Origin of the sequence: Burkholderia sp. AU32262, assembly GCF_020419985.1 — a bacterium.
In the GTDB taxonomy this organism is placed as follows: domain Bacteria; phylum Pseudomonadota; class Gammaproteobacteria; order Burkholderiales; family Burkholderiaceae; genus Burkholderia; species Burkholderia semiarida.
Window position 1 is genome coordinate 94,721 of the sequence record NZ_JAIZRS010000007.1, and the last position, 20,172, is coordinate 114,892.

At 66.9% G+C, this 20,172-nt stretch carries 24 protein-coding genes and 2 tRNA genes; 17 read left to right on the plus strand and 9 right to left on the minus strand.

Annotated features, from left to right (window positions below; all coding sequences use genetic code 11):
- The first annotated feature begins 83 nt into the window (after positions 1-83).
- The 5 genes from rlmB (at position 84) to LGN10_RS10605 (ending at position 4,679) form a co-directional block, all read left to right on the plus strand.
- Entirely contained in the window at positions 84-827 is a 744-nt protein-coding gene (gene rlmB, locus LGN10_RS10585; protein WP_006484150.1) for a 23S rRNA (guanosine(2251)-2'-O)-methyltransferase RlmB, read from the plus strand.
- A 104-nt stretch (positions 828-931) separates the two neighbouring features.
- On the plus strand, positions 932-1,804 hold the full coding sequence (locus tag LGN10_RS10590) for an N-acetylmuramoyl-L-alanine amidase (protein WP_059584325.1): 873 nt from the start codon (positions 932-934) through the stop codon (positions 1,802-1,804).
- A gap of 92 nt (positions 1,805-1,896) precedes the next feature.
- Positions 1,897-2,592: a ribose-5-phosphate isomerase RpiA gene (gene rpiA, locus LGN10_RS10595; RefSeq protein ID WP_059584323.1), complete on the plus strand. Its 696-nt coding sequence runs from the start codon at positions 1,897-1,899 to the stop codon at positions 2,590-2,592.
- A gap of 282 nt (positions 2,593-2,874) precedes the next feature.
- Entirely contained in the window at positions 2,875-3,591 is a 717-nt protein-coding gene (locus tag LGN10_RS10600; RefSeq protein ID WP_060318338.1) for a FadR/GntR family transcriptional regulator, read from the plus strand.
- 101 nt (positions 3,592-3,692) lie between these two features.
- Positions 3,693-4,679 carry a Gfo/Idh/MocA family protein gene (locus tag LGN10_RS10605; protein WP_226223210.1) on the plus strand — a complete coding sequence of 329 codons (987 nt, stop codon included), beginning with the start codon at positions 3,693-3,695 and terminating at the stop codon, positions 4,677-4,679.
- A gap of 61 nt (positions 4,680-4,740) precedes the next feature.
- Here the strand turns inward: LGN10_RS10605 and LGN10_RS10610 are convergent, their stop codons facing one another.
- The 7 genes from LGN10_RS10610 to LGN10_RS10640 all read right to left on the minus strand — a co-directional run bounded on the left by LGN10_RS10610 (position 4,741) and on the right by LGN10_RS10640 (position 10,030).
- Complete coding sequence (locus LGN10_RS10610) at positions 4,741-5,433, minus strand: amino acid ABC transporter permease (RefSeq protein ID WP_006484207.1); 693 nt, start codon at positions 5,431-5,433, stop codon at positions 4,741-4,743.
- 122 nt (positions 5,434-5,555) lie between these two features.
- Positions 5,556-6,350 (minus strand): cystine ABC transporter substrate-binding protein, encoded by a 795-nt coding sequence (locus LGN10_RS10615; protein ID WP_059584318.1) that lies wholly within the window; start codon positions 6,348-6,350, stop codon positions 5,556-5,558.
- Positions 6,351-6,449: 99 nt separating this feature from the next.
- Positions 6,450-7,487: a quinone-dependent dihydroorotate dehydrogenase gene (locus LGN10_RS10620; protein WP_081059091.1), complete on the minus strand. Its 1,038-nt coding sequence runs from the start codon at positions 7,485-7,487 to the stop codon at positions 6,450-6,452.
- A 98-nt stretch (positions 7,488-7,585) separates the two neighbouring features.
- The gene (locus tag LGN10_RS10625) at positions 7,586-8,416 is read right to left on the minus strand and encodes an arginyltransferase (protein ID WP_226223212.1); all 831 of its coding nucleotides are present in this window, start codon (positions 8,414-8,416) and stop codon (positions 7,586-7,588) included.
- 33 nt (positions 8,417-8,449) lie between these two features.
- Complete coding sequence (gene aat / locus LGN10_RS10630) at positions 8,450-9,214, minus strand: leucyl/phenylalanyl-tRNA--protein transferase (RefSeq protein ID WP_226223213.1); 765 nt, start codon at positions 9,212-9,214, stop codon at positions 8,450-8,452.
- A gap of 10 nt (positions 9,215-9,224) precedes the next feature.
- Entirely contained in the window at positions 9,225-9,770 is a 546-nt protein-coding gene (locus LGN10_RS10635; protein WP_006476111.1) for an NUDIX hydrolase, read from the minus strand.
- Positions 9,771-9,953: 183 nt separating this feature from the next.
- Positions 9,954-10,030 (minus strand) — tRNA-Met (locus LGN10_RS10640).
- A 197-nt stretch (positions 10,031-10,227) separates the two neighbouring features.
- Between LGN10_RS10640 and LGN10_RS10645 the strand changes: the two genes are divergently transcribed.
- The 3 genes from LGN10_RS10645 to LGN10_RS10655 are packed head-to-tail and all read left to right on the plus strand — an operon-like array spanning position 10,228 to position 12,253.
- Complete coding sequence (locus LGN10_RS10645; protein WP_006476110.1) at positions 10,228-10,725, plus strand: heme-degrading domain-containing protein; 498 nt, start codon at positions 10,228-10,230, stop codon at positions 10,723-10,725.
- 9 nt (positions 10,726-10,734) lie between these two features.
- Complete coding sequence (locus LGN10_RS10650; RefSeq protein ID WP_371090929.1) at positions 10,735-11,067, plus strand: DMT family transporter; 333 nt, start codon at positions 10,735-10,737, stop codon at positions 11,065-11,067.
- Between the two features lie 31 nt (positions 11,068-11,098).
- Complete coding sequence (locus LGN10_RS10655; protein WP_226223216.1) at positions 11,099-12,253, plus strand: enoyl-CoA hydratase/isomerase family protein; 1,155 nt, start codon at positions 11,099-11,101, stop codon at positions 12,251-12,253.
- 127 nt (positions 12,254-12,380) lie between these two features.
- Here LGN10_RS10655 and LGN10_RS10660 read toward each other — a convergent pair whose 3' ends face one another.
- The gene (locus LGN10_RS10660; protein WP_226223218.1) at positions 12,381-12,809 is read right to left on the minus strand and encodes a hypothetical protein; all 429 of its coding nucleotides are present in this window, start codon (positions 12,807-12,809) and stop codon (positions 12,381-12,383) included.
- Between the two features lie 341 nt (positions 12,810-13,150).
- Here LGN10_RS10660 and ssuD point away from each other — a divergent pair, with 341 nt between their 5' ends.
- The 9 genes from ssuD to LGN10_RS10705 all read left to right on the plus strand — a co-directional run bounded on the left by ssuD (position 13,151) and on the right by LGN10_RS10705 (position 19,574).
- Positions 13,151-14,308 carry an FMNH2-dependent alkanesulfonate monooxygenase gene (gene ssuD / locus LGN10_RS10665; protein WP_226223220.1) on the plus strand — a complete coding sequence of 386 codons (1,158 nt, stop codon included), beginning with the start codon at positions 13,151-13,153 and terminating at the stop codon, positions 14,306-14,308.
- A 16-nt stretch (positions 14,309-14,324) separates the two neighbouring features.
- On the plus strand, positions 14,325-15,137 hold the full coding sequence (gene ssuC, locus LGN10_RS10670) for an aliphatic sulfonate ABC transporter permease SsuC (RefSeq protein ID WP_059584307.1): 813 nt from the start codon (positions 14,325-14,327) through the stop codon (positions 15,135-15,137).
- The gene (locus LGN10_RS10675; RefSeq protein WP_059584305.1) at positions 15,134-16,093 is read left to right on the plus strand and encodes an ATP-binding cassette domain-containing protein; all 960 of its coding nucleotides are present in this window, start codon (positions 15,134-15,136) and stop codon (positions 16,091-16,093) included. Before ssuC ends, LGN10_RS10675 begins: the two co-directional genes overlap by 4 nt.
- A 57-nt stretch (positions 16,094-16,150) precedes the next feature.
- Entirely contained in the window at positions 16,151-16,366 is a 216-nt protein-coding gene (locus LGN10_RS10680) for a TOBE domain-containing protein (protein ID WP_006476104.1), read from the plus strand.
- Between the two features lie 144 nt (positions 16,367-16,510).
- Positions 16,511-16,708, plus strand: coding sequence for a hypothetical protein (locus LGN10_RS10685; protein ID WP_006484168.1), 198 nt, complete (start codon positions 16,511-16,513; stop codon positions 16,706-16,708).
- 55 nt (positions 16,709-16,763) lie between these two features.
- A complete protein-coding gene (locus LGN10_RS10690) occupies positions 16,764-17,009 on the plus strand; it encodes a hypothetical protein (RefSeq protein ID WP_059584304.1) in 246 nt (81 codons plus the stop codon).
- Positions 17,010-17,137: 128 nt separating this feature from the next.
- Positions 17,138-18,124, plus strand: a complete 987-nt coding sequence (gene dusA / locus LGN10_RS10695; protein WP_059584302.1) for a tRNA dihydrouridine(20/20a) synthase DusA — start codon at positions 17,138-17,140, stop codon at positions 18,122-18,124.
- A gap of 54 nt (positions 18,125-18,178) precedes the next feature.
- A tRNA-His gene (locus tag LGN10_RS10700) sits at positions 18,179-18,254 on the plus strand.
- Positions 18,255-19,058: 804 nt separating this feature from the next.
- Positions 19,059-19,574, plus strand: coding sequence for a GNAT family N-acetyltransferase (locus LGN10_RS10705; protein ID WP_059638828.1), 516 nt, complete (start codon positions 19,059-19,061; stop codon positions 19,572-19,574).
- 79 nt (positions 19,575-19,653) lie between these two features.
- Here LGN10_RS10705 and LGN10_RS10710 read toward each other — a convergent pair whose 3' ends face one another.
- A complete protein-coding gene (locus LGN10_RS10710) occupies positions 19,654-20,118 on the minus strand; it encodes a plasmid fertility inhibition factor family protein (protein WP_059638827.1) in 465 nt (154 codons plus the stop codon).
- Positions 20,119-20,172 lie beyond the last annotated feature (54 nt).

Sequence of the window (20,172 nt, forward strand, 5' to 3'; positions counted from 1 at the left end):
CGGCCACGCGGCGCTTTCCTTTTCCATGGATTGCGGCTGCGCGCATCGCGCGGCCGCCTGTTTGATCGAAGGTTGTTCCAGTCATGTCACGTCTGAAGGTTCTTTACGGTTTTCATGCGGTGACCGCACGTTTGCGGCACGATGCATCGACGGTGGCGGAGGTGCTGTACGACCAGACGCGCCGCGACCGCCGCATGCAGGAGTTCCTGCACGCCGCGAAGGAAGCGGGCGTGCGGCTGATCGCAGCCGACGAAACGCGCCTGTGGGGGCTCGCGCATACCGAGCGCCACCAGGGCGTCGTCGCGCGCGTCGAGGACATGCCGCTCGCGCAGAACCTGTCCGAGCTGCTCGACGGCATCAACGGGCCCGCGCTGCTGCTCGTGCTCGACGGCGTCACCGATCCGCACAATCTCGGCGCGTGCCTGCGGGTCGCCGATTCGGCCGGCGCGCACGCGGTCATCGCGCCGCGCGATCGGGCGGTCGGCCTGAACGCGACTGCCGCCAAGGTGGCGAGCGGTGCAGCCGATACCGTGCCCTACATCACCGTGACGAACCTCGCCCGTGCGCTGCGCGAGCTGAAGGAAGCCGGCGTGTGGATCATCGGGACGTCGGACGAGGCGCCGGCGACGCTCTACGAAACGAAGCTCGACGGCCCGGTCGCGCTCGTGATGGGCGCGGAAGGCGAAGGCATGCGCCGGCTCACGCGCGACACCTGCGACGAAGTGATGAGCATCCCGATGGCCGGCAGCGTGGAAAGCCTGAACGTGTCGGTCGCGAGCGGCGTGTGCCTGTACGAAGCCGTGCGCCAGCGGCGCGTGAAGGGCTGAGCCCCGGGCCCGCCCGTCCCGCGCGCGATGCGCGGGCGTCGAATCACCCAAGCGACGCGTGCCCCGATGCAAGGCGGCACGCGGCTACCCGGAACCCGCGACCGATGACCCTGTTTCGTGCCGGCATCTCCTGCGCCGTGCTCGGCCTGCTGGCGGCCTGCACGTCGCCGTCGCTCGTCGAGCGCGGCACCTACTACGCCGACACGAGCCTGCACGCGCGCGGCGCCGATTCGCGGATTCGCTTTCTCGTGATGCACTACACCGAAAGCGACGAGACGAAATCCTTGCGCACGTTGACCGGCGATTCGGTCAGCGTGCACTACGTCGTTCCGCCGCGGCCGCCCACCGAGCGCGGGATGCCCGTCGTCCACCAGCTCGTTCCGGAAGCGCGGCGTGCATGGCACGCGGGCGTCAGCGAGTGGCAGGGCACGACCGAGCTGAACGCGGTGTCGATCGGCATCGAGAACGTAAACCGCGGCCCGCTCGACCCGCAGCAGCGCACCTGGCAGCCGTATCCGCCCGAACAGGTCGACGCGCTGATCCGCCTGTCGAAGGACATCGTCGCGCGCTACGGGATTGCGCCGACGCGCGTGGTCGGGCACAGCGACATCGCGCCGCAACGCAAGATCGATCCCGGGCCGCTGTTCCCGTGGCATGCGCTCGCGCAAGCAGGCATCGGCGCGTGGCCGGACGACGCCACCGTTGCCGCGCGGCTCGGCGGCCGCGACCCGCACGCGCCGGTCGACGTGCGCGAACTGCAGCTCAAGCTTGCGCGCTACGGCTACGACGTGCCGACCGACGGCGTGCTCGACACGCGCACGCGGCGCGTGTTCGCGGCGTTCCAGATGCATTTCCGGCCGTCCGACTACGCGGGCGACCCGGACGCGGAAAGCGACGCGATCGCGCAGGCGCTGCTCGATAAGTACTTCCCCGGCGCGCAAACGGCGGTCCCCGCTCCGGTGGCCGACACGCGCTGAATGCGCGGCGCATTGCACGCCGAAAAACGCGGGGGCGTCCGCCGACTCCGGTAAACTGGCGGTTTTCAGCAATCCCGCAGCATTACCACGCCATGACTCAAGACGAACTCAAACGCCTCGTCGGCCAGGCCGCCGCCGATTACGTGATCCAGAACGTGCCGGAAGGCGCCGTGATCGGTGTCGGCACCGGCTCGACCGCCAACTGCTTCATCGACGCGCTCGCGGCCGTCAAGTCGCGCTATCGCGGCGCCGTGTCGAGCTCGGTCGCCACGACCGAACGCCTGAAATCGCACGGCATCAAGGTGTTCGACCTGAACGAGATCGACTCGCTTCAGGTGTACGTCGACGGCGCCGACGAGATCGACGCCGGCGGCGCGATGATCAAGGGCGGCGGCGGCGCGCTGACGCGCGAGAAGATCGTCGCGTCGGTGGCCGACACGTTCGTCTGCATTGCGGACGCGAGCAAGCGCGTGCCGGTGCTCGGCGCGTTCCCGCTGCCGATCGAGGTCGTACCGATGGCGCGCACGGCGATCGGCCGGCGCGTGACCGCGCTCGGCGGCGTGCCCGTGCTGCGCGTGACGAAGGACGGCGCACCCTACATCACCGACAACGGCAACGAGATCATCGACGTGAAGGGCCTGCAGATCGCCGATCCGCGCGGTTTCGAGGCACAGGTGAACGCATGGCCGGGCGTCGTGACGGTCGGCCTGTTCGCCGAGCGCGGCGCGAATCTGTGCTTGCTCGGCACGGAAAACGGCGTTGAAACGATCGCTTATCCGGCTGGCTGAAACTGAATGAGAAGCAGTCCGTAACGGCGCGATATCGGTCGTCACGGATTGCATAGTTAAATCTTGTGGAAACCGGGGTCCGGCAGGCGCGGCGCGCTTCCCGGGCTTTTTTTTTAGCCGTATAAATCACCTCGTTCAAAAGAGGGATAACCCTGTCAGGTGTTTACCAGATAGCGAAATATCGTCGAACTCATCAACTTATAGATCATAAGAACAGAGTAGTAACCAGGGCCGGCGGAACTGCGGAGCAGGTGTTCGCAAATCGACGCACGGGGAGGTGTCATGGAGCAGGGCAAAGACCGGTCACTGGTCGCCAAAGTGATGGATGGGCTTGTCTCGGGTATCGTCGAGGACAAGTACGGCGGCATCTTGCCGCCGCAGGACGTGCTGTCGAAAGAGTTCGACGTGAGCCGCACGGTGATGCGGGAGGCGTTGTCGATGTTGCTTGCGCGCGACATGCTCGACGTGCGTCCGAAAGTCGGGACGCGCGTGCGGCCGATGCGCGACTGGCGGATGATCGACGAAGACGTCGTGAGCTGGCGATTTCGGGCAAAGCCCGATCCGCAGTTCATGCGCGACGTCATCGAGTTCCGGATGCTGATCGAACCACGCGCGACCGCGCAGGCGGCCGTGCGTGCGACGGCCGCCGACATCGCGGGCATTCGCGAAGCGTTCGATGCGTTCAAGGTGCTGCAGCCGGGCGATTCCGGCTACGACACGGCGGACGAGTTGCTGCATACGCGGATCGTCCAGGCAAGCGGCAACCAGTTCTTCCAGCAGATGGCGGCGATCGTGCGCGGGGCGGTGCGTCTCGTGAATCCGCGCGTCGTGCAGAAGGAAGGCGCGCACGACATCGCGGTGAAGGCGCATGCGCGCGTCGTCGACGCGATCGAGCGGCGCGACCCGCGCGAAGCCGAAGCAGCGTCGCTCGCGCTGATCGATTTCAGCGCGGACGAGATTTCGCGCGATTTCTCGGTCGACGTGCCGGTGCGGGCCTGACGGCGCGCGTGTCGTCCATCCGCGTGCCGCGGGGCCGTTTATCATGACGGCCGGCCGGCAGCGTGCCGGCAACCGCCATACGACCGACACGGAAGATCAGGATGAACGACAACGACCATCGCCCGGTGCGCTTCGGCATCGTCGGCGCAGGCAGCATCGCGCGCCGCTTCGCGCAAAGCCTCGCGCACGTGCCGGGCGCCACGCTCGCCGGCGCTTGGGCCCGCCGCGCCGACGCAACGGCCGCCTTCTGCGAGACATGCGGCGGCACGCCTGCCGCGAGCCTCGACGCGCTCCTCGCGAGCGATATCGACGCGGTCTACATCGCGACGCTCCATGACAGCCATGCGCAGTACACGCTGGCCGCACTGGCTGCCGGCAAGGCGGTGCTGTGCGAGAAACCCGCCGCGCTGAACGCCGCGCAACTCGACACGGTGCTGCACGCGGCGCGCGCTGCCGGGCGGCTCTTCATGGAGGCGATGAAGCCGCCATTCTTTCCGCTGTACCGTCAGTTGCGTGCGCACCTGCGTGACGATCCGATCGGCGAGATCCGGCTCGTGCGGGCGGGCTGCGCATCGTCGTCGGTGCCGGAGGCGCATTCCGTCTATCGGCTCGATCGCGCGGGCGGCGCGCTGCTCGACATCGGCATCTACGAGGCGTTCCTTGCCGTCGACTGGCTCGGCGCGGCGCGCGACGTGCAGACGCTCGGACGCGTCGGCGCGACGGGCGTCGACCTGTTCGCGAGCCTGAACAGCGTGCATGAGAACGGCGGGATCGCACAGCTCTTTTGCGGTCTCGACGTGATGGGGCGCGGCGACGCGCTGATCGCCGCGGCGGGCGGCCACGTGACGATTCACGAGAAGTGGTGGAACCCCGCGCGTGCGACGATCCGCTACGCGGACGGGCGCACCGTCGAACTCGATGCGTCGGTCGACGGCGGCGGGCTGAACTACGAGACCGAGCACTTCTGCGAGCTGCTGCGTGCGGGCGAGACCGAAAGCCCGATCATGACGCACGACCATTCGCGGCGGATGATCGCGATGACCGATGCGGCGCGCGCCGTGCTCGGCGTGCGTTATTCGGGCGAATAGACGGAAAGACGGGAAGGTGGGCGTCGGGCCGGCGAGCGCGGGCCCGGTGCAACCGCGTGGCTCAGTGCCGCGACGGCAGCGACAGGCGCTTTTCGTACCAGCGCTGCACCCATTCGAGGATCTGGCACAGGATCCAGTACACGGCCGCGGCGGCGAGATAGAGCGGCAGCGGCTGATAGGTCGCCGCGATCACTTCCTGCGCGCTGCGCAGCAGTTCGGTCACGGTGATCACGGACACGAGCGACGTGTCCTTGATCAGGCTGATCAGGCTGTTCGACAGGCTCGGCACCGCAATGCGCAGCGCCTGCGGGCCGATCACGTAGCGTAGCGTCTGCCCCCACGACAGCCCCAGGCTGTACGCGGCGAGCCACTGGCCGCGCGCGATCCCGTTGATCGCGCCGCGCATGCTTTCCGACATGTAGGCCGCGACGTTCGCGGACAGCGCGATGACGCCGGCCGGCGTCGGGTCGAGCGAGATGCCGAGGCTCGGCAGCCCGTAATAAATGACGAAGATCTGCACGAGCAGCGGCGTGCCGCGCATCAGGCTCACGTACGCGCGCGCCAGCCACGCGAGCGCGTTGACCCAGATGCGCTCGAAGCCGTCGAGCGCTTCGCTCTGCCGGATGCCCATCATCGCGAGCACGACGGCGCCAAGCAGGCCGAACACCATCGACAGCACGGCGAACTTGACGGTCAGCACGGCACCCTGGGCGAGCACCGGCAGCGATTGGACGAGCAGGGACGTTGTCGACATGGAATACGAAGCGAATGCGTGCGCGAAAGCGCAATCATAAACCGGACCGATAAAACAAAGGGCGGCATCGTTGCGGATGCCGCCCTTTCCGGCCCGCCGTCAGGCGGGAAATGCAGGCGTGCTTACTTGAGCGGTTTCGTCACGTCGATGCCGAACCACTTGTCGGAGATCTTCGTGAACGTGCCGTCGGCTTCGAGTTGCGCCATCGCGTCGTCGATCGCCTTCTGGAACTTCGGGTTGCCCTTCTTGAACGGGATGCCCGACGGGTTCGCCGAACCGACGTTCGCGCCCGGGCGCAGCGGCAGCTGCGAATTCTTCGTCAGGTACGCGAGCATCAGGCGGTCGTTGAGCGCCGCGTCGAGGCGCCCGGCCGCGAGATCGCGCAGATACTCGGGCGCGCCCGGGTACGTCTTCACGTCGATGCCCGGCACCGATTTCGCCATGTCCATGTAGTTCGTGCCGAGCGCGACGCCGAGCTTCTTGCCCTTCAGGTCTTCCAGCGACTTGAACGCGCGCGTGTCGTCCTTGCGCTGGATCAGCTGCGCGGACGAGTACGTGTATGCGGGCGAGAAGTCGAGCGTTTCCTTGCGCTTGTCGGTGATGCCGACCTGGTTGACGATCACGTCGAACTTGCCGGCCTGCAGGCCCGCGATGATGCCGCTCCATTCGGTCGTCACGAATTCCGCCTTCACGCCGAGCTTCGCCGCGACGGCCTTCGCGATGTCGACGTCGAAGCCGACGAGGTCGCCTTGCGGGCTCTTCGAGTTGAACGGCGGGAACGTGCCTTCGAGGCCGACGCGCAGCGTGCCGCGTTGTTTGACCTGGTCGAGGAGGTCGGCCGCATGCGCGGTTGCCGCGGCGAACGACATGCCGATCGCGCCGGCAACCAGCAGCTTCTTCAACAGCGGAAATTTCATCGTGTGTGTCCTTGCCCTCGCGGGGTCAATGGTTTTCGTCATACGGCGATGATAGCAAAAACGCTATCGACAGCTAAATATACTTTGCTTATGGCTATATTACGCGCTGCGTTCGCTGGCGATCGCCTTCACGCATTCCGACACGAGCGCCGGGCCGCGATAAATGAAGCCGGTATAGAGCTGGACGAGCGCCGCGCCGGCCGCCAGCTTCGCACGGGCATCCTCGCCCGAGAAAATGCCGCCGACGCCGATGATCGGCACGTCGTTGCCGACTTCCGCGTGCAGCTTGCGGATCACTTCGTTCGATGCGTCGAACACCGGGCGGCCCGACAGGCCGCCGGCTTCGTCCGCATGCGGCAGGCCCTGGACGGCCGCGCGCGACAGCGTCGTATTGGTGGCGATGACCGCTTCGATCTTGTGGCGCAGCAGCGTGTCGCCGATTTCCTTGACCTGTTCGTCGTCGAGATCGGGCGCGATCTTCAGTGCGAGCGGCACGAGCTTGCCGTGCAGGTCGGCGAGGCGCTGCTGCTTGTCCTTCAGCGCGGCGAGCAGCGCGTCGAGCTCGCCCGCGCCCTGCAACTGGCGCAGGTTCTTCGTGTTCGGCGACGAGATGTTGATCGTCACGTAGCTCGCGAACGGATACACGCGCTCGAGGCAGTACAGGTAATCCTCGGCGGCGCGCTCGATCGGCGTGTCGGCGTTCTTGCCGATGTTCAGGCCGAGGACGCCGCGATAGCGGGCGGCCTGCACGTTCTTCACGAACTGGTCGACGCCGTGGTTGTTGAAGCCCATCCGGTTGATCAGCGCTTCGGCCTGCGGCAGCCGGAACATCCGCGGGCGCGGATTGCCGGGCTGCGGGCGCGGCGTGACCGTGCCGACCTCGATGAAGCCGAAGCCGAGCGCCGCGAGGCCGTCGATGGCCGCGCCGTCCTTGTCGAGGCCGGCCGCGAGGCCGACCGGGTTGCGGAACGTGAGCCCCATCACGGTACGCGGCGCGTCGGGCACGCGCGCCGACAGCGCGCAGGCGAGGCCCGTACGGCCGGCCGCGCCGAGCGCGCGCAGCGTAAGGTGGTGAGCGTCTTCCGCATCCATCTTGAACAGGGATGCGCGGGCCAGCGGGTAGAGGGAACTGAACACGGGAATGGGGCGGACGGCCGGAATGAATGACAACCCGCTATTTTACCGGGAGTTGCGCGGCACGGGCGCGCTTCGCTTCGTAGCCGCCGCGGCGCGCGTCAGCTCGACCCGGAATGCCCGCCCGGCAACGGCGCGCGCGCGAGCGCCGCGTCGACGGGCGGCAGGTCGACCCGTTCCGGATCGAGCGTCTTCCAGCGGCCGTCGATCAGCCCTTCGAGCGGATGGAAGTTCGCCTTGTAGGCCATCTTCGGGCTCTCGCGGATCCAGTAGCCGAGGTACACGTAGGGCAGCCCGAGGCTCTTCGCCTGCTCGATCTGCCACAGGATGTTGTAGGTGCCGTAGCTCGTGTGCCGGTCGTCGGGCTCGAAGAACGTATAGACCGACGACAGGCCGTCGCCGAGGATGTCGATCATGCTGACCATGCGCAGCTTGCCGGATTCGCCGCCCGGCGCGTCGAGGTCGCGGAATTCGACGAGGCGCGAGTTGATCCGGCTTTGCAGCAGGAACTGTTCGTACTGGTCGCGGCTGTCGCGGTCCATGCCGCCGCCCGCATGGCGCGCGGACTGGTAGCGCATGTAGAGCGCGTAGTGTTCTTCGTCGTAGTGCAGCGGCGACACCGTCGCGACCAGCGCGCGGTGCCGTTTCCACATCCGGCGCTGCGTGCGCGTCGGCGCGAACGCGGCGACCGGCACGCGCACCGGCACGCATGCGCGGCAGCCGTCGCAGTACGGGCGGTACGTGAACACGCCCGAGCGGCGGAAGCCGGCCTTCACGAGCTCGGTGTAGATGTCGGAATTGATCAGGTGGCTCGGCGTCGCGACTTGCGAGCGCGCGATGCGGCCGTCCAGATAACTGCACGGATAGGGCGCCGTTGCATAGAATTGCAGCGCCGAAAGCGGTGAAAGCGGCAGCTCAGTCGGATGAGTCATGGGCAGCTCTCGATGCAGGGAAGGAGTGCCGCGCTAGCGCTCGGTCCCGGTGGGCGCCGCCGTTTCGGCGGGGCTCGTCAGCGCGGCGAGCACGCGCTTGTCGAAGTGCCACGGAATCGGCGGTTCGGCTACCGCGCAGCGCACGTGAGCGACAAAGGCCTTGCGTGCGATCTCGCGGCCGCCGAGCGACGCTAGATGCGACGTATTCTGCTGGCAGTCTATCATCTCCAGCCCGTGCTCGCGAAGGTGCGCGACGAGCGCGGCCAGCGCGATTTTCGACGCGTCGGTCACGTCCGCATACATCGACTCGCCGAAAAACATCCGGCCGAACGACACGCCGTACAGGCCGCCGACGCGGCGCCCGTCGTGCCACGTCTCGATGCTGTGCGCGTTGCCGGAGCGGTAGAGCGACGTATAGGCGTCGATGATCTCGGCGGTGATCCAGGTGCCGCGCTGCCCGCGGCGCGGCGCCTGCGCGCAGGCGCGCATCACGCCGGGAAAGTCGTGATCGACGCGCACTTCCCATTGAGGCTCGCGCAGCACGCGCTTGAGCGTCTTGCGCAGCGACGGCGACACCTTGAATTCGGCCGGCACGAGGATCATGCGCGGGTCGGGGCTCCACCACAGCACCGGCTGGCCGTCCGAGTACCACGGGAAGATGCCGCGCAGGTAGGCGTCGATGAGGCGCGACGGCAGCAGGTCGGCGCTCGCGGCGAGCAGCCCGGGCGCACCCGTCGCGGGGCCGAGCGCGCGCTCGATGGGCGGGAACGGATCGTCCGGGCCGAGCCAGGGAACCATGGGGCGCGGCTCAGCCGTTGCGCAGCGAGCGGAAGATATCGCCGGTGTGCACGCCGTAGTCGCCGGCGGCGCGATCGGCGAAGAAGAACCGCAGGGTCTGGCTGACGGTCGGAAACGCGATCTCGTCCCACGGGATGTCCGCTTCGTCGAACAGTTTCACCTCGAGGCTTTCCTCGCCGGCTTCGAAGCCCGGGTCGGTGAGCCGTGCGAGGTAGAACAGATGGACCTGGTGCACGTGCGGCACGTTCAGCAGCGTGAACAGGTTCTGCACCTCGACGCGCGCGCCGGCCTCCTCGAGGGTTTCGCGCGCGGCGGCTTCCGCGGTCGTTTCGCCCATTTCCATGAAACCGGCCGGCAGCGTCCAGAATCCGTAGCGCGGTTCGATCGCGCGGCGGCACAGCAGGATCTGGTCGCCCCAGACCGGCACCGTGCCGACGACGTTGCGCGGATTCTGATAGTGGATCGTGCCGCAGTGATCGCAGACGAAGCGCTCACGATTGTCGCCCGGAGGAATGCGCGCGAGGACTTCGTGACCGCAGACGGAGCAGAATTTCATGTCGAGTGGAAGGGACGAGGTGATGCGAGTGTATCACCGGGCCGCGGCATTCTTGAACGCCTGCGCATGCGGCGGCGTGTCGTGCGAAACGGCGGGCGCGCGAGCGAAGAGCGCGCGGCGACCGGACGCGCAAAAACAAAAAGCCCGACGCGAGGCCGGGCTTTTTGCGAAATTCTGGACGGTTGGTTGCGGGGGTAGGATTTGAACCTACGACCTTCGGGTTATGAGCCCGACGAGCTGCCAGACTGCTCCACCCCGCGTCCGTCGAAGAATTGAATTATAGGGGCTATCCCGAATGCGTGCAAGTGTTTTGTGACAATCGCATGGCGAGCGCTGGTGGGGCCGGTACGGGCAGGCACGTGCGCTAGAATCGAGCGGTTTGTGTCGTCATCCCGGCAGCGGCCCTGCGCGATCGCATCGGCGCCGTTGCGGTTCTCCTTACTGCATCGACGGATTCATGGACATCGCTCACGATCTGCAATCGATCGGCGCGCAGGAACAGGCGCTCGTGTTTCCCCATTTCGACCCGGCTCGCGCATGGGCGCTCGGCAACCGGATGCATGCGCTCGCGACGTCGCGCGGTCATGCGATCGCGATCGACATCGTCACGTTCGGCCAGCCGCTGTTTTACGCGGCGCTCGCCGGAGCCACGCCCGACAACGCCGACTGGGTGCGCCGCAAGCGCAACGTCGTCGCGCATTTTCGCCGCAGCTCGTACGCGATCGGCCTGCGCATGCAGCAGGCCGGCGCGACGCTCGCGGACAAGCACGGATTGCCGGTCGCCGAGTATGCGTCGCACGGCGGCTCGTTTCCGCTGACCGTCGCCGGCGCCGGCGTGATCGGCTCGATCACCGCGTCCGGGCTGCCGCAGCGCGCGGATCACGAGTTCGTCGTCGAGGCGCTGTGCGCCGAGCTCGGCCACGACTACGCGGTACTGGCCCTCGCAAGGAGCTGAGCGATGCAATTGCCCGGCTACGCATGGCTCGCGATCGCGATCGTCGCGGAAGTGATCGGCACGTCCGCGCTGCGCGCGGCGGACGGTTTCACGCGCTTGTGGCCGTCGGTGCTCGTCGTCGCCGGTTACGGCGTCGCGTTCTACTGCCTGTCGCTCACGTTGCGCACGATGCCGGTCGGCATCATCTATGCAGTCTGGTCGGGCGCCGGCATCGTGCTGATCACGCTCGTCGCGATGCTGCTCTATCGTCAGGTGCCGGACGTGCCGGCGGTGATCGGCCTCGGGCTGATCATCGCGGGTGTCGTGGTGCTGAACCTGTTCTCGAAGATGCAGGCGCACTGAGCGTGCGACTGCCGTTTGCCGGACGACCTTCATGACCGATTCCACTTCCGCCGCCGTTTCCGCCGAATCCGCCCAGCCCGACGTGCGCGCGTATGTCGCGAACCGCATCGGCTTTCTCGAACTGAACCGGCCGAAGGCGCTGAACGCGCTGTCGGTCGGCATGATCCGGCTGATGCAGCAGGCGCTCGACGCGTGGCGCGACGATCCCGACGTCGTCGCGGTCGTCGTGCACAGCCCGCATCCGCGCGCGTTCTGCGCGGGCGGCGACGTGCGCTTCTTCCACGACGCGTGGCAGCGCGGCGACCGCGACGCGGTCGACACGTTCTTCATCGAGGAATACACGCTGAACCATGCGATCTTCACGTATCCGAAGCCGTACATCGCGCTGATGCACGGTGTCGTGATGGGCGGCGGCATGGGGATCTCTCAGGCGGCGCGGCACACGGGCGGCCTGCGCGTCGTGACCGATTCGACGAAGATGGCGATGCCCGAAACGCGCATCGGCCTGTTCCCGGACGTCGGGATGAGCTGGTTTCTCGCGCGTACGCCCGGTGCGATCGGCCGCTATCTCGCGGTGACCGGCGCGACGCTCGACGCGGCCGGCGCGCTGTATGCGCAACTCGCCGACGTCTATCTGCCCGATGCCGCGCTGCCGGCGCTGCTCGACACGCTGCGCGGCGCGCGCATCGACAGCGGCGCGCAGGCCGTCGCGTGCGTGACCGACGCGGCTGCCGCGCACAAGGTCGTGCCGACGCCCGACACGTCGGCGCTTGCCGATGCGCGCGCCGGGATCGACAGGCATTTCGCGCAGCCCGACCTCGACACGATCCTCGCGTCGCTCGACGCCGAGCCCGATTGCGCGGCGGTCGACGGGTGGATCGAGAAGGCGACCCATGCGATGCGCGAGCAGTTGTCGCCGCTGTCGATGGCCGTGTCGCTCGAAGTCGTCGAACGCGCGCGCGGCGCGACGATGGCCGATTGCCTGCGGCGCGATCTCGACCTCACGCGCTCGACCTTCGCGCACGGCGACGTGATCGAAGGCGTGCGCGCGCTGATCGTCGACAAGGATCACCAGCCGGTGTGGCGCTTCAAGTCGGCCGCCGACGTCGCGCGCGCCGACGTGCTCGCGATGTTCGACAGTCCGTGGACGCCCGACACCCATCCGCTGCGCAAGCTGAAGGACTGACGCCGGTCGGGCTGGCCCGCGCGGCCGACCGACGCGCGACACGGAAACGCAAAGGCCGCGTGCAGATGCACGCGGCCTTTGTCATGGAAGTCGGCTGGTCCCGAAGGACGCGTCGCGCGCGCCGGCGTTATTCGTCGCCCGCGTCGTCCGACATGAACGCGCGCATGAACACGAGCGCGCCGAAGCCCCACACCGCATTCGCCGCGAAGCCGGCCGCCAGCACGGGCAGCATGTTGCCCGACGGCCAGATGCCGCGCAGCGGATCGATCGCGAACACGCGGGCGGCCGTCAGCACGATACCGCCGAACACGAGCGCGCCGATCCACGATGCTTCGCGCTCGGGCGAGACGCGCAACAGCCACGCCATCGGAATCGCGCAGCACGCGCTGATCAGTGCGTTCGCGACAAATTCAGGAATGCCGAGCGGCGCGAACGGCTGTGTCGAGAAGCCGGTTGCGGCGATCAGGTCGGCCGTGTGGAGAAGGGCGAGCGTGGACTCGCGGAAGAACAGGGCGGCCAGGAAGCCGGACAGGAAGGGCAGGATGACTTTCTGCATCGATGAGTGCACCGCAGGCGCGCACGGCCGGGGCCGGGCGCGCGGAGTTATTCGGATAGGTGCGCCATTATAGGGCCCGGCCGCGGCGATATTCGCTCCAGCGTCGTGCTAATCACGAAAGCGGAAAACCTAAGCTCAAAAAAATCGTTCCAAAGCCTGGTACCGATCCCTAGACTGGTTTCCCAGAAACAGCCGTGCGATCGCGTCCTCGTCCGCTGCACGGCGTGACCGGCGAGCCATCCCGATTCGAATGCACACCATGCATGCGTCGCTCATCCGCGACGCGAGCAGGGCGATGTTTTTTTCAAATTTCGGCAGTGACAGTCAAGCAGGAGCAGCAGATGAATGTGTTCTGGTTTATCCCCACGCATGGCGACAGCCGCTATCTCGGCACGGCCGAAGGCGCGCGCGCCGCGGACTACGATTACTTCAAGCAGGTCGCCGTGGCGGCGGACACGCTCGGCTACGACGGCGTGCTGCTGCCGACCGGCCGCTCCTGCGAGGATGCGTGGGTCGTCGCGTCGAGCCTGATTCCCGCGACGCAGCGCCTGGAGTTCCTGGTCGCCGTGCGCCCCGGCATCGCTTCGCCGGGGCTCGCCGCGCGGATGGCCGCGACGTTCGACCGCCTGTCGGGCGGCCGCCTGCTGATCAACGTCGTCACGGGCGGCGATGCGGCCGAGCTCGAAGGCGACGGCCTCTTCGCCGATCACGACACGCGCTACGAGATTACCGACGATTTCCTGAACATCTGGCGCGGGCTGCTTGCCGCGTCGCACGACAACGGCGGGTTCGACTACATCGGCAAGCACCTGCAGTCGAAAGGCGGCAAGGCGCTTTACCCGCCCGTGCAGCGCCCGCATCCGCCGCTGTGGTTCGGCGGCTCGTCGCCGGCCGCCCACGCGATCGCCGCCGATCACATCGATACCTACCTGACCTGGGGCGAGCCGCCCGAGGCCGTCGCGAAGAAGATCGCCGACATCCGTGCCCGTGCCGACGCGCGCGGCCGCAAGATCAAGTTCGGCATCCGCCTGCACGTGATCGTGCGCGAGACCGAGGACGAAGCATGGCGTGACGCCGAGCGGCTGATCAGCCGGCTCGACGACGACACGATCGCACGTGCGCAGAAGGCGTTCGCGAACATGGATTCGGAAGGCCAGCGCCGGATGGCCGCGCTGCACGGCGGCAAGCGCGGCGGCCGCGAGACGCTCGAGGTCTATCCGAACCTGTGGGCCGGCGTGGGGCTCGTGCGCGGCGGCGCCGGCACGGCGCTCGTCGGCAATCCCGAGCAGGTCGCGGAACGCATGCGCGAATACGCGGATCTCGGCATCGAGACGTTCATCCTGTCCGGCTATCCGCACCTCGAGGAGTCGTATCGCTTCGCCGAGCTCGTGTTCCCGCTGATCAAGGGCAAGGGCGTGGAGAGAGCGGCCGGCCCGCTGTCGGGGCCGTTCGGCGAGATCGTCGGCAACAACTATCTGCCGAAGACGAGCCAGAGCTGAGCGACGGAGGCCTGCGATGACAACGAAAACCTCGACGACGGGCGTCGCCGTGGCCGCCCGCGCGTGGCGCGGCGTCGCGCCGTGGCTCGTGCCGCTCGCGTTGCTGGTGGTATGGGAAGTCGGTGCGCGCACCGGCTGGCTGTCGACCCGCGTGCTGCCCGAGCCGGTGGCGGTCGTGCGCGCGGCGTGGTCGCTCGTGACGTCGGGCGAAATGTGGGCGAACGTGAAAGTGAGTACGTGGCGCGCGCTGTTCGGCTTCGCGATCGGCGGCGGCGTCGGCCTCGCGCTGGGGCTTGCGACCGGGCTGTCGAAGGCCGCCGAGGTCGCGCTCGACTCGACGATCCAGATGATCCGCAACATTCCGGCGCTCGCGATGATTCCGCTCGTGATCCTGTGGTTCGGCATCGACGAGAAGGCGAAACTGTTCCTCGTCGCGCTCGGCGTGTTTTTCCCCGTCTACATCAATACGTATCACGGGATCCGCTCGGTCGACGCGAACCTGATCGAGATGGCGAAGAGCTACGGCGTGCGCGGCTTCGCGCTGTACCGCGACGTGATCCTGCCCGGTGCGTTGCCGTCGATCCTCGTCGGCGTGCGTTTCGCGCTCGGGCTGATGTGGGTGATGCTGATCGTCGCGGAAACGATCTCCGCGCAGTCGGGCATCGGCTACATGACGATGAACGCGCGTGAATTCCTGCAAACCGACGTGGTGGTGGTCGGCATCCTGCTGTACGCGGTGCTCGGCAAGCTGGCCGATGTGCTGGCGAAATCGATCGAGCGCGTGACGCTGCGCTGGCACCCCGCCTATCAATCAGGAGCAAAGGCATGAATGCGACGACTTCGGCGGCCGCCTACGGCCCGCTCGCCGGCGCAGACCTCGAGGCCGAGCTCGCGCAGGCCCGCGTCGCGGATGGCGACGCGCGCGATGCGGCGATCCTCGAACGCGACGGCAGCGCATCGGTCGTGCCGCTGGCACGGCGGCGCCCGGGCAGCCCGGCTCCCGACGACGCGGTCACGCTGTCGGGCGTCAGCAAGCGCTTCGGCGCCCGCACGGTGCTCGACAACGTCGAGCTCGGCATCGCGCGCGGCAGCTTCGTCGCGATCGTCGGCCGCAGCGGCTGCGGGAAATCGACGCTGCTGCGTCTCGTCGCGGGGCTCGAGCAACCGAGCAGCGGCGCGCTCGTGACGCGCGGCGAGGGCGGCGGCGCGCTCGATACGCGGATCATGTACCAGGATGCGCGCCTGCTGCCGTGGAAGACCGTGCTCCAGAACGTGATGCTGGGGCTCGGCCGCGGCGCGCGCGACCAGGCCCGCGCGGTGCTCGACGAAGTCGGGCTGCTGGAACGCGCGAACGACTGGCCCGCGCAACTGTCGGGCGGCCAGCGGCAGCGCGTCGCACTGGCACGTGCGCTCGTGCACCGGCCGCAACTGCTGCTGCTCGACGAGCCGCTCGGCGCGCTGGACGCGCTTACCCGCATCGAGATGCATGCGCTGATCGAGCGCCTGTGGCGCGAACACCGGTTCACCGCGCTGCTCGTCACGCACGACGTGCAGGAGGCCGTCGCGCTCGGCGACCGCATCCTGTTGATCGAGCAGGGGCGGGTGGCGCTCGACCAGTCGGTGCCGCTCGACCGGCCGCGCGCCCGCGCGTCGGCCGCCTTCGCGGCGCTGGAGGACCGCGTGCTGAAACGCGTGCTCGCCGGCGGCCCCGGCGCGGGCGAGCACGACGCGGCGCATGAAGCAGACAAGGTTCGACCGGTCGGGCAGATCCGCTGGGCCGTTTAATTCCGGGCGGCTTCGGCCGCCCGTTCTGAGACTTTTTTCTTCGGAGCGATCATCCCGATGAGCATCACTGCAATCAACGTACGTAACCAGTTCAAGGGCAAGGTCAAGGAGATCATCCGCGGTTCCGTGGTCTCCGAAGTCGACGTCGAGACGCCGTTCGGCATCGTCACGTCGGTGATCACCACCCGTTCGGTGGACGAACTCGAACTGAAGGTCGGCGCCGAAGTCGTCGCGCTCGTGAAGTCGACGGAAGTCTCGATCGCGCGTCTCTGAGCGCGCGGGTCGCGCCTCGGTGCGGCGCCGCAGGGCAGCGTGCCCGCCGGCGCCGCATTGCATTTCGCGCGGCGCGTTTGCCACGGTATTCGGCTTCCGGGCGAAGTGCTAGGATGGAACGACACCGATGCCGGAGGCCAACGCATGACCCCCATCCTTTCCCCCGAAGCCATCGAGGCGCTGAAATGGATCGACCAGTTCGGCGACAGCCGGCCGGTTCCCGCCGCGTTCGACGACGTCGTCTACGCGTTGCTGAATGACGGGCTGATCTATCAGGCGACGGCCGACCGGGTCGATCTGACGGCCGATGGCCGGTCGTTTTTGTCCGACGAATACGATTGAGCGCGCGGCGCCGGCCCCGCGGGCGGCTTGGCGCGGCATCACCACGGAGCGTGCGATGGAACCGAGAGGGAGCGACCTCGGCGATTTCAGCGAGCCGTACCGCGGCTTCGAGATCGAGGTGAAGACCGAGCAGGTCTGGGACGGCGAGCGGGCGCACTATCGCGTGCTGCAGGGCGATGCCGTGCGGATCGACTGGCGGCTGGTCAAGATCGACGGGATGCTGCTCACCGAACGGCGCGTGATCGAGCGCGTGTTCGACGAGGCGCGCCGCGCGGTCGATGCTGAATTAGGCGGCCGGTAGTGCGCGTGTCGGGCGGGCAGGGCCGGTCTTGCGGTAAAATGCCGGGTTGTTCCGTGCCGTCTGGCCTGTACCCGAATTCCATGTCCGTTCCACCCTCGCTTCCTCCCCGCCGCGTATCCGTCGCGCCGATGCTCGACTGGACCGACCGCCATTGCAGGTCGTTCCACCGCACGCTGACGCGCAATACGTGGCTGTATACGGAGATGATCACGACGGGCGCCCTGCTGTTCGGCGACGCCCAGCGGCATCTTGCGTTCACGCCGAGCGAATCGCCGGTCGCGCTGCAATTGGGCGGCAGCGAGCGGGACGATCTCGCGCGCGCGGCGAAGCTCGGCGAGCAGTGGGGCTACGACGAGATCAACCTGAACTGCGGGTGCCCGTCCGAGCGCGTGCAGCGCGGTGCGTTCGGCGCGTGCCTGATGAACGAGCCGCCGCTCGTCGCCGACTGCGTGAAGGCGATGCGCGATGCAGTGTCGGTGCCGGTGACGGTCAAGCACCGGATCGGCGTCGACGCGGTCGAGGACTACGCGTTCGTGCGCGACTTCGTCGGCACGGTGGCCGAGGCCGGGTGCGAAACGTTCGTCGTGCATGCGCGCAACGCGATCCTGAAAGGGCTGTCGCCGAAGGAGAATCGCGAGATCCCGCCGCTCAAGTACGACTATGCGTATCGGTTGAAGCGCGATTTTCCGTCGCTGGAGATCGTGATCAACGGCGGCATCACGACGCTCGATGAGGTTGCGCGGCATCTCGAGCACGTCGATGGCGTGATGCTCGGCCGCGAGGCCTATCACAACCCGTACGTGCTGGCGGAGGTCGATGCGCGCTTCTACGGAGCGACCTCGGCGGTGCCGACGCGCGAAGAGGCCGAGGCGCAATTGATCGCGTATTGCGCGGCCGAGCTGAAGCGCGGCACCTACCTCGGCGCGATCGTGCGGCACGCGCTCGGGCTGTATCGCGGCATGCCGGGCGCGCGCGGCTGGCGTCGCGTGCTGTCCGACAACAAGAAGCTCGCACGCGGCGATCTGGCCGTGTTCGACGAGGCGCGTGCGCATCTGAACGCGGCCGAAGAAATTTTTGAAAAAAATGCTTTGCAAGATTCAAAAGACTTCGTATAATCTTGTTCTTCGCTGCTGAAACAAAACAGCGAAACGAAGCAAGCAGTATCAGTGGTGGCTGTAGCTCAGTTGGTAGAGTCCAGGATTGTGATTCCTGTCGTCGTGGGTTCGAGTCCCATCAGCCACCCCAACAAATTCAAGCAAAAAGCCCGGTTCATTGAACCGGGCTTTTTGCTTTTCGGCGTTCGGATAGAGCCTCGGCGTGTCCTGCTCGCGGCGTCTTTAACGAAGCGGCATCCCGTATTCAACGAAGCGACCGCGATACCATGTCGGCGCTCGTGCGCTTCGAAAGTGCGGTTGCGTAAATCGAGTCGCCCCGACGATATGGCTTCGATGTCGAATATGAAATCGTGGGCGAGACGGGCAGGTGTTGAAATCGGGCGCGCGATCGTGCGTGGTATCGACCGATGGCACCGCTTGTCTCGCATCGCCGACGGGGATGACGGAGATGGCGACGAGGCCTCGGGCCTGCTTCGTATCGCGCTTCCGTGTCGTTGCGCTGACAACGTTCGTACCCGTTTACCCGCGACGTTTTTCTTTCCCGCCTAAGGTTCCCGCGCGCCGTGCCGTTATCTTCTCTGGACAGCCCTCGTGCCTCGAATGCTGATCCGTTTTCTTGCCTGCTCGCGCCAAACGCGAGCAGGCTTTTTTCGTTTACGGCTGCGCATAACCCGCTGATTGGCGGAATCGAACAGGGGCTTGGCGCAAACCGACAAAGTGCAACAATCTTGCATGCGTGTAATGTAGGACCTTCCTCGTGCCCTCATGCTTTGCAGGGCCGTTCGATCCCGATGACCGATGAAGGTGTCGGGATTTTTTTTGCCCGCACGCCGACGTCCCGACACCGCGCTGCATGAAATGCATCCCGCAAAGCACGGTATATTTTGCGATGACACATGCCGATCAAGAAAACCAGCACAAGGAGTTGCCGCCGATGCCGGGCACCCGGACCACACTGCGCGCCGCGACGGCGCACGACGCGAACCACATTGCTCGCCTGCACACGCTGAGCTGGCAAACCGCCTATAGCCATATCCTTCCGGCCGCCTATCTGACCGACGAGGTGCCGACTGAGCACGCGGTTCGCTGGCGCAAGTATTTCGATCGCGACGAGAGCGAGTGGGGCTTCGTGCTGATCGCCGAGTCGCACGGCGAGCCGGTCGGCTTCGTCAGCGCCGAGCGCCCCGTCGATCCGGCGCTTGGCGTGCTGCTCGACTGCCTGCACGTTCATCCTTCGCATCACGGCGGCGGCACGGGCAAGCGCATGATCGAAGCCGTTCGCGCGTGGGCCAGGTCGATCGGCGTGGGCAAGGTCCATCTGCAGGTGCTGGAGGGCAACGTGCGCGCGATCGGGTTCTACGAACACAACGGCTGGCGATTGGCCGGCGTCGAAACGTGTCGCCTCGGCCAAACGGAAGTCATTGACCGGATTTACGCGATCGAGGCTTGAACGCTTGCGGCTTCGGCGCGGGCGGCGGCACCCGGCCGCCATGGCATCGCGCGAGGGGAAACCCGAACGGACATTGCGATCATTCGCCGCAATACCGCACAAGCAAATCGGCTTCGGTCTCGTGGATTTCGACGGGCAAGGTCGTCGCACCGGCATAGGCCAGATAGCGCGCGCGATGCTGGCCGTTACGGAACGACGCGACGCCGATTTTCGACAGGCCGGGAATACCGAGTAGCGTTCGCGTTCTCGTCTCGCGAAACGTGATGAACGGCATGTCCGGGATCCTGCTGCGGTTCGGATCGAGGAATTCGCGGATGCCGGCGGCTTTGCCAGGGGCCCAGTACTGAACCGACGGCAGTACGTAGTCGGTGGTGTCGCGGTCGGCGCAGGCCAGCAATTTCTTCAGGTCGACCGTCACGACCCGATGCCGCGAGTCGTCGGACGAGAATACTCGCTTGAGGTGCGTGTAGGCATAGGGGGCGTGTCCGGGAAGCTGGACGATCCAGACATCTACGCCGCTTTGTTTTGCTTGAGCGAGCGTCATTATTTCCTCTGGTGGCGCGAGGTCTTTGTGATCCGAGTTTAGCAGCGCGACGAC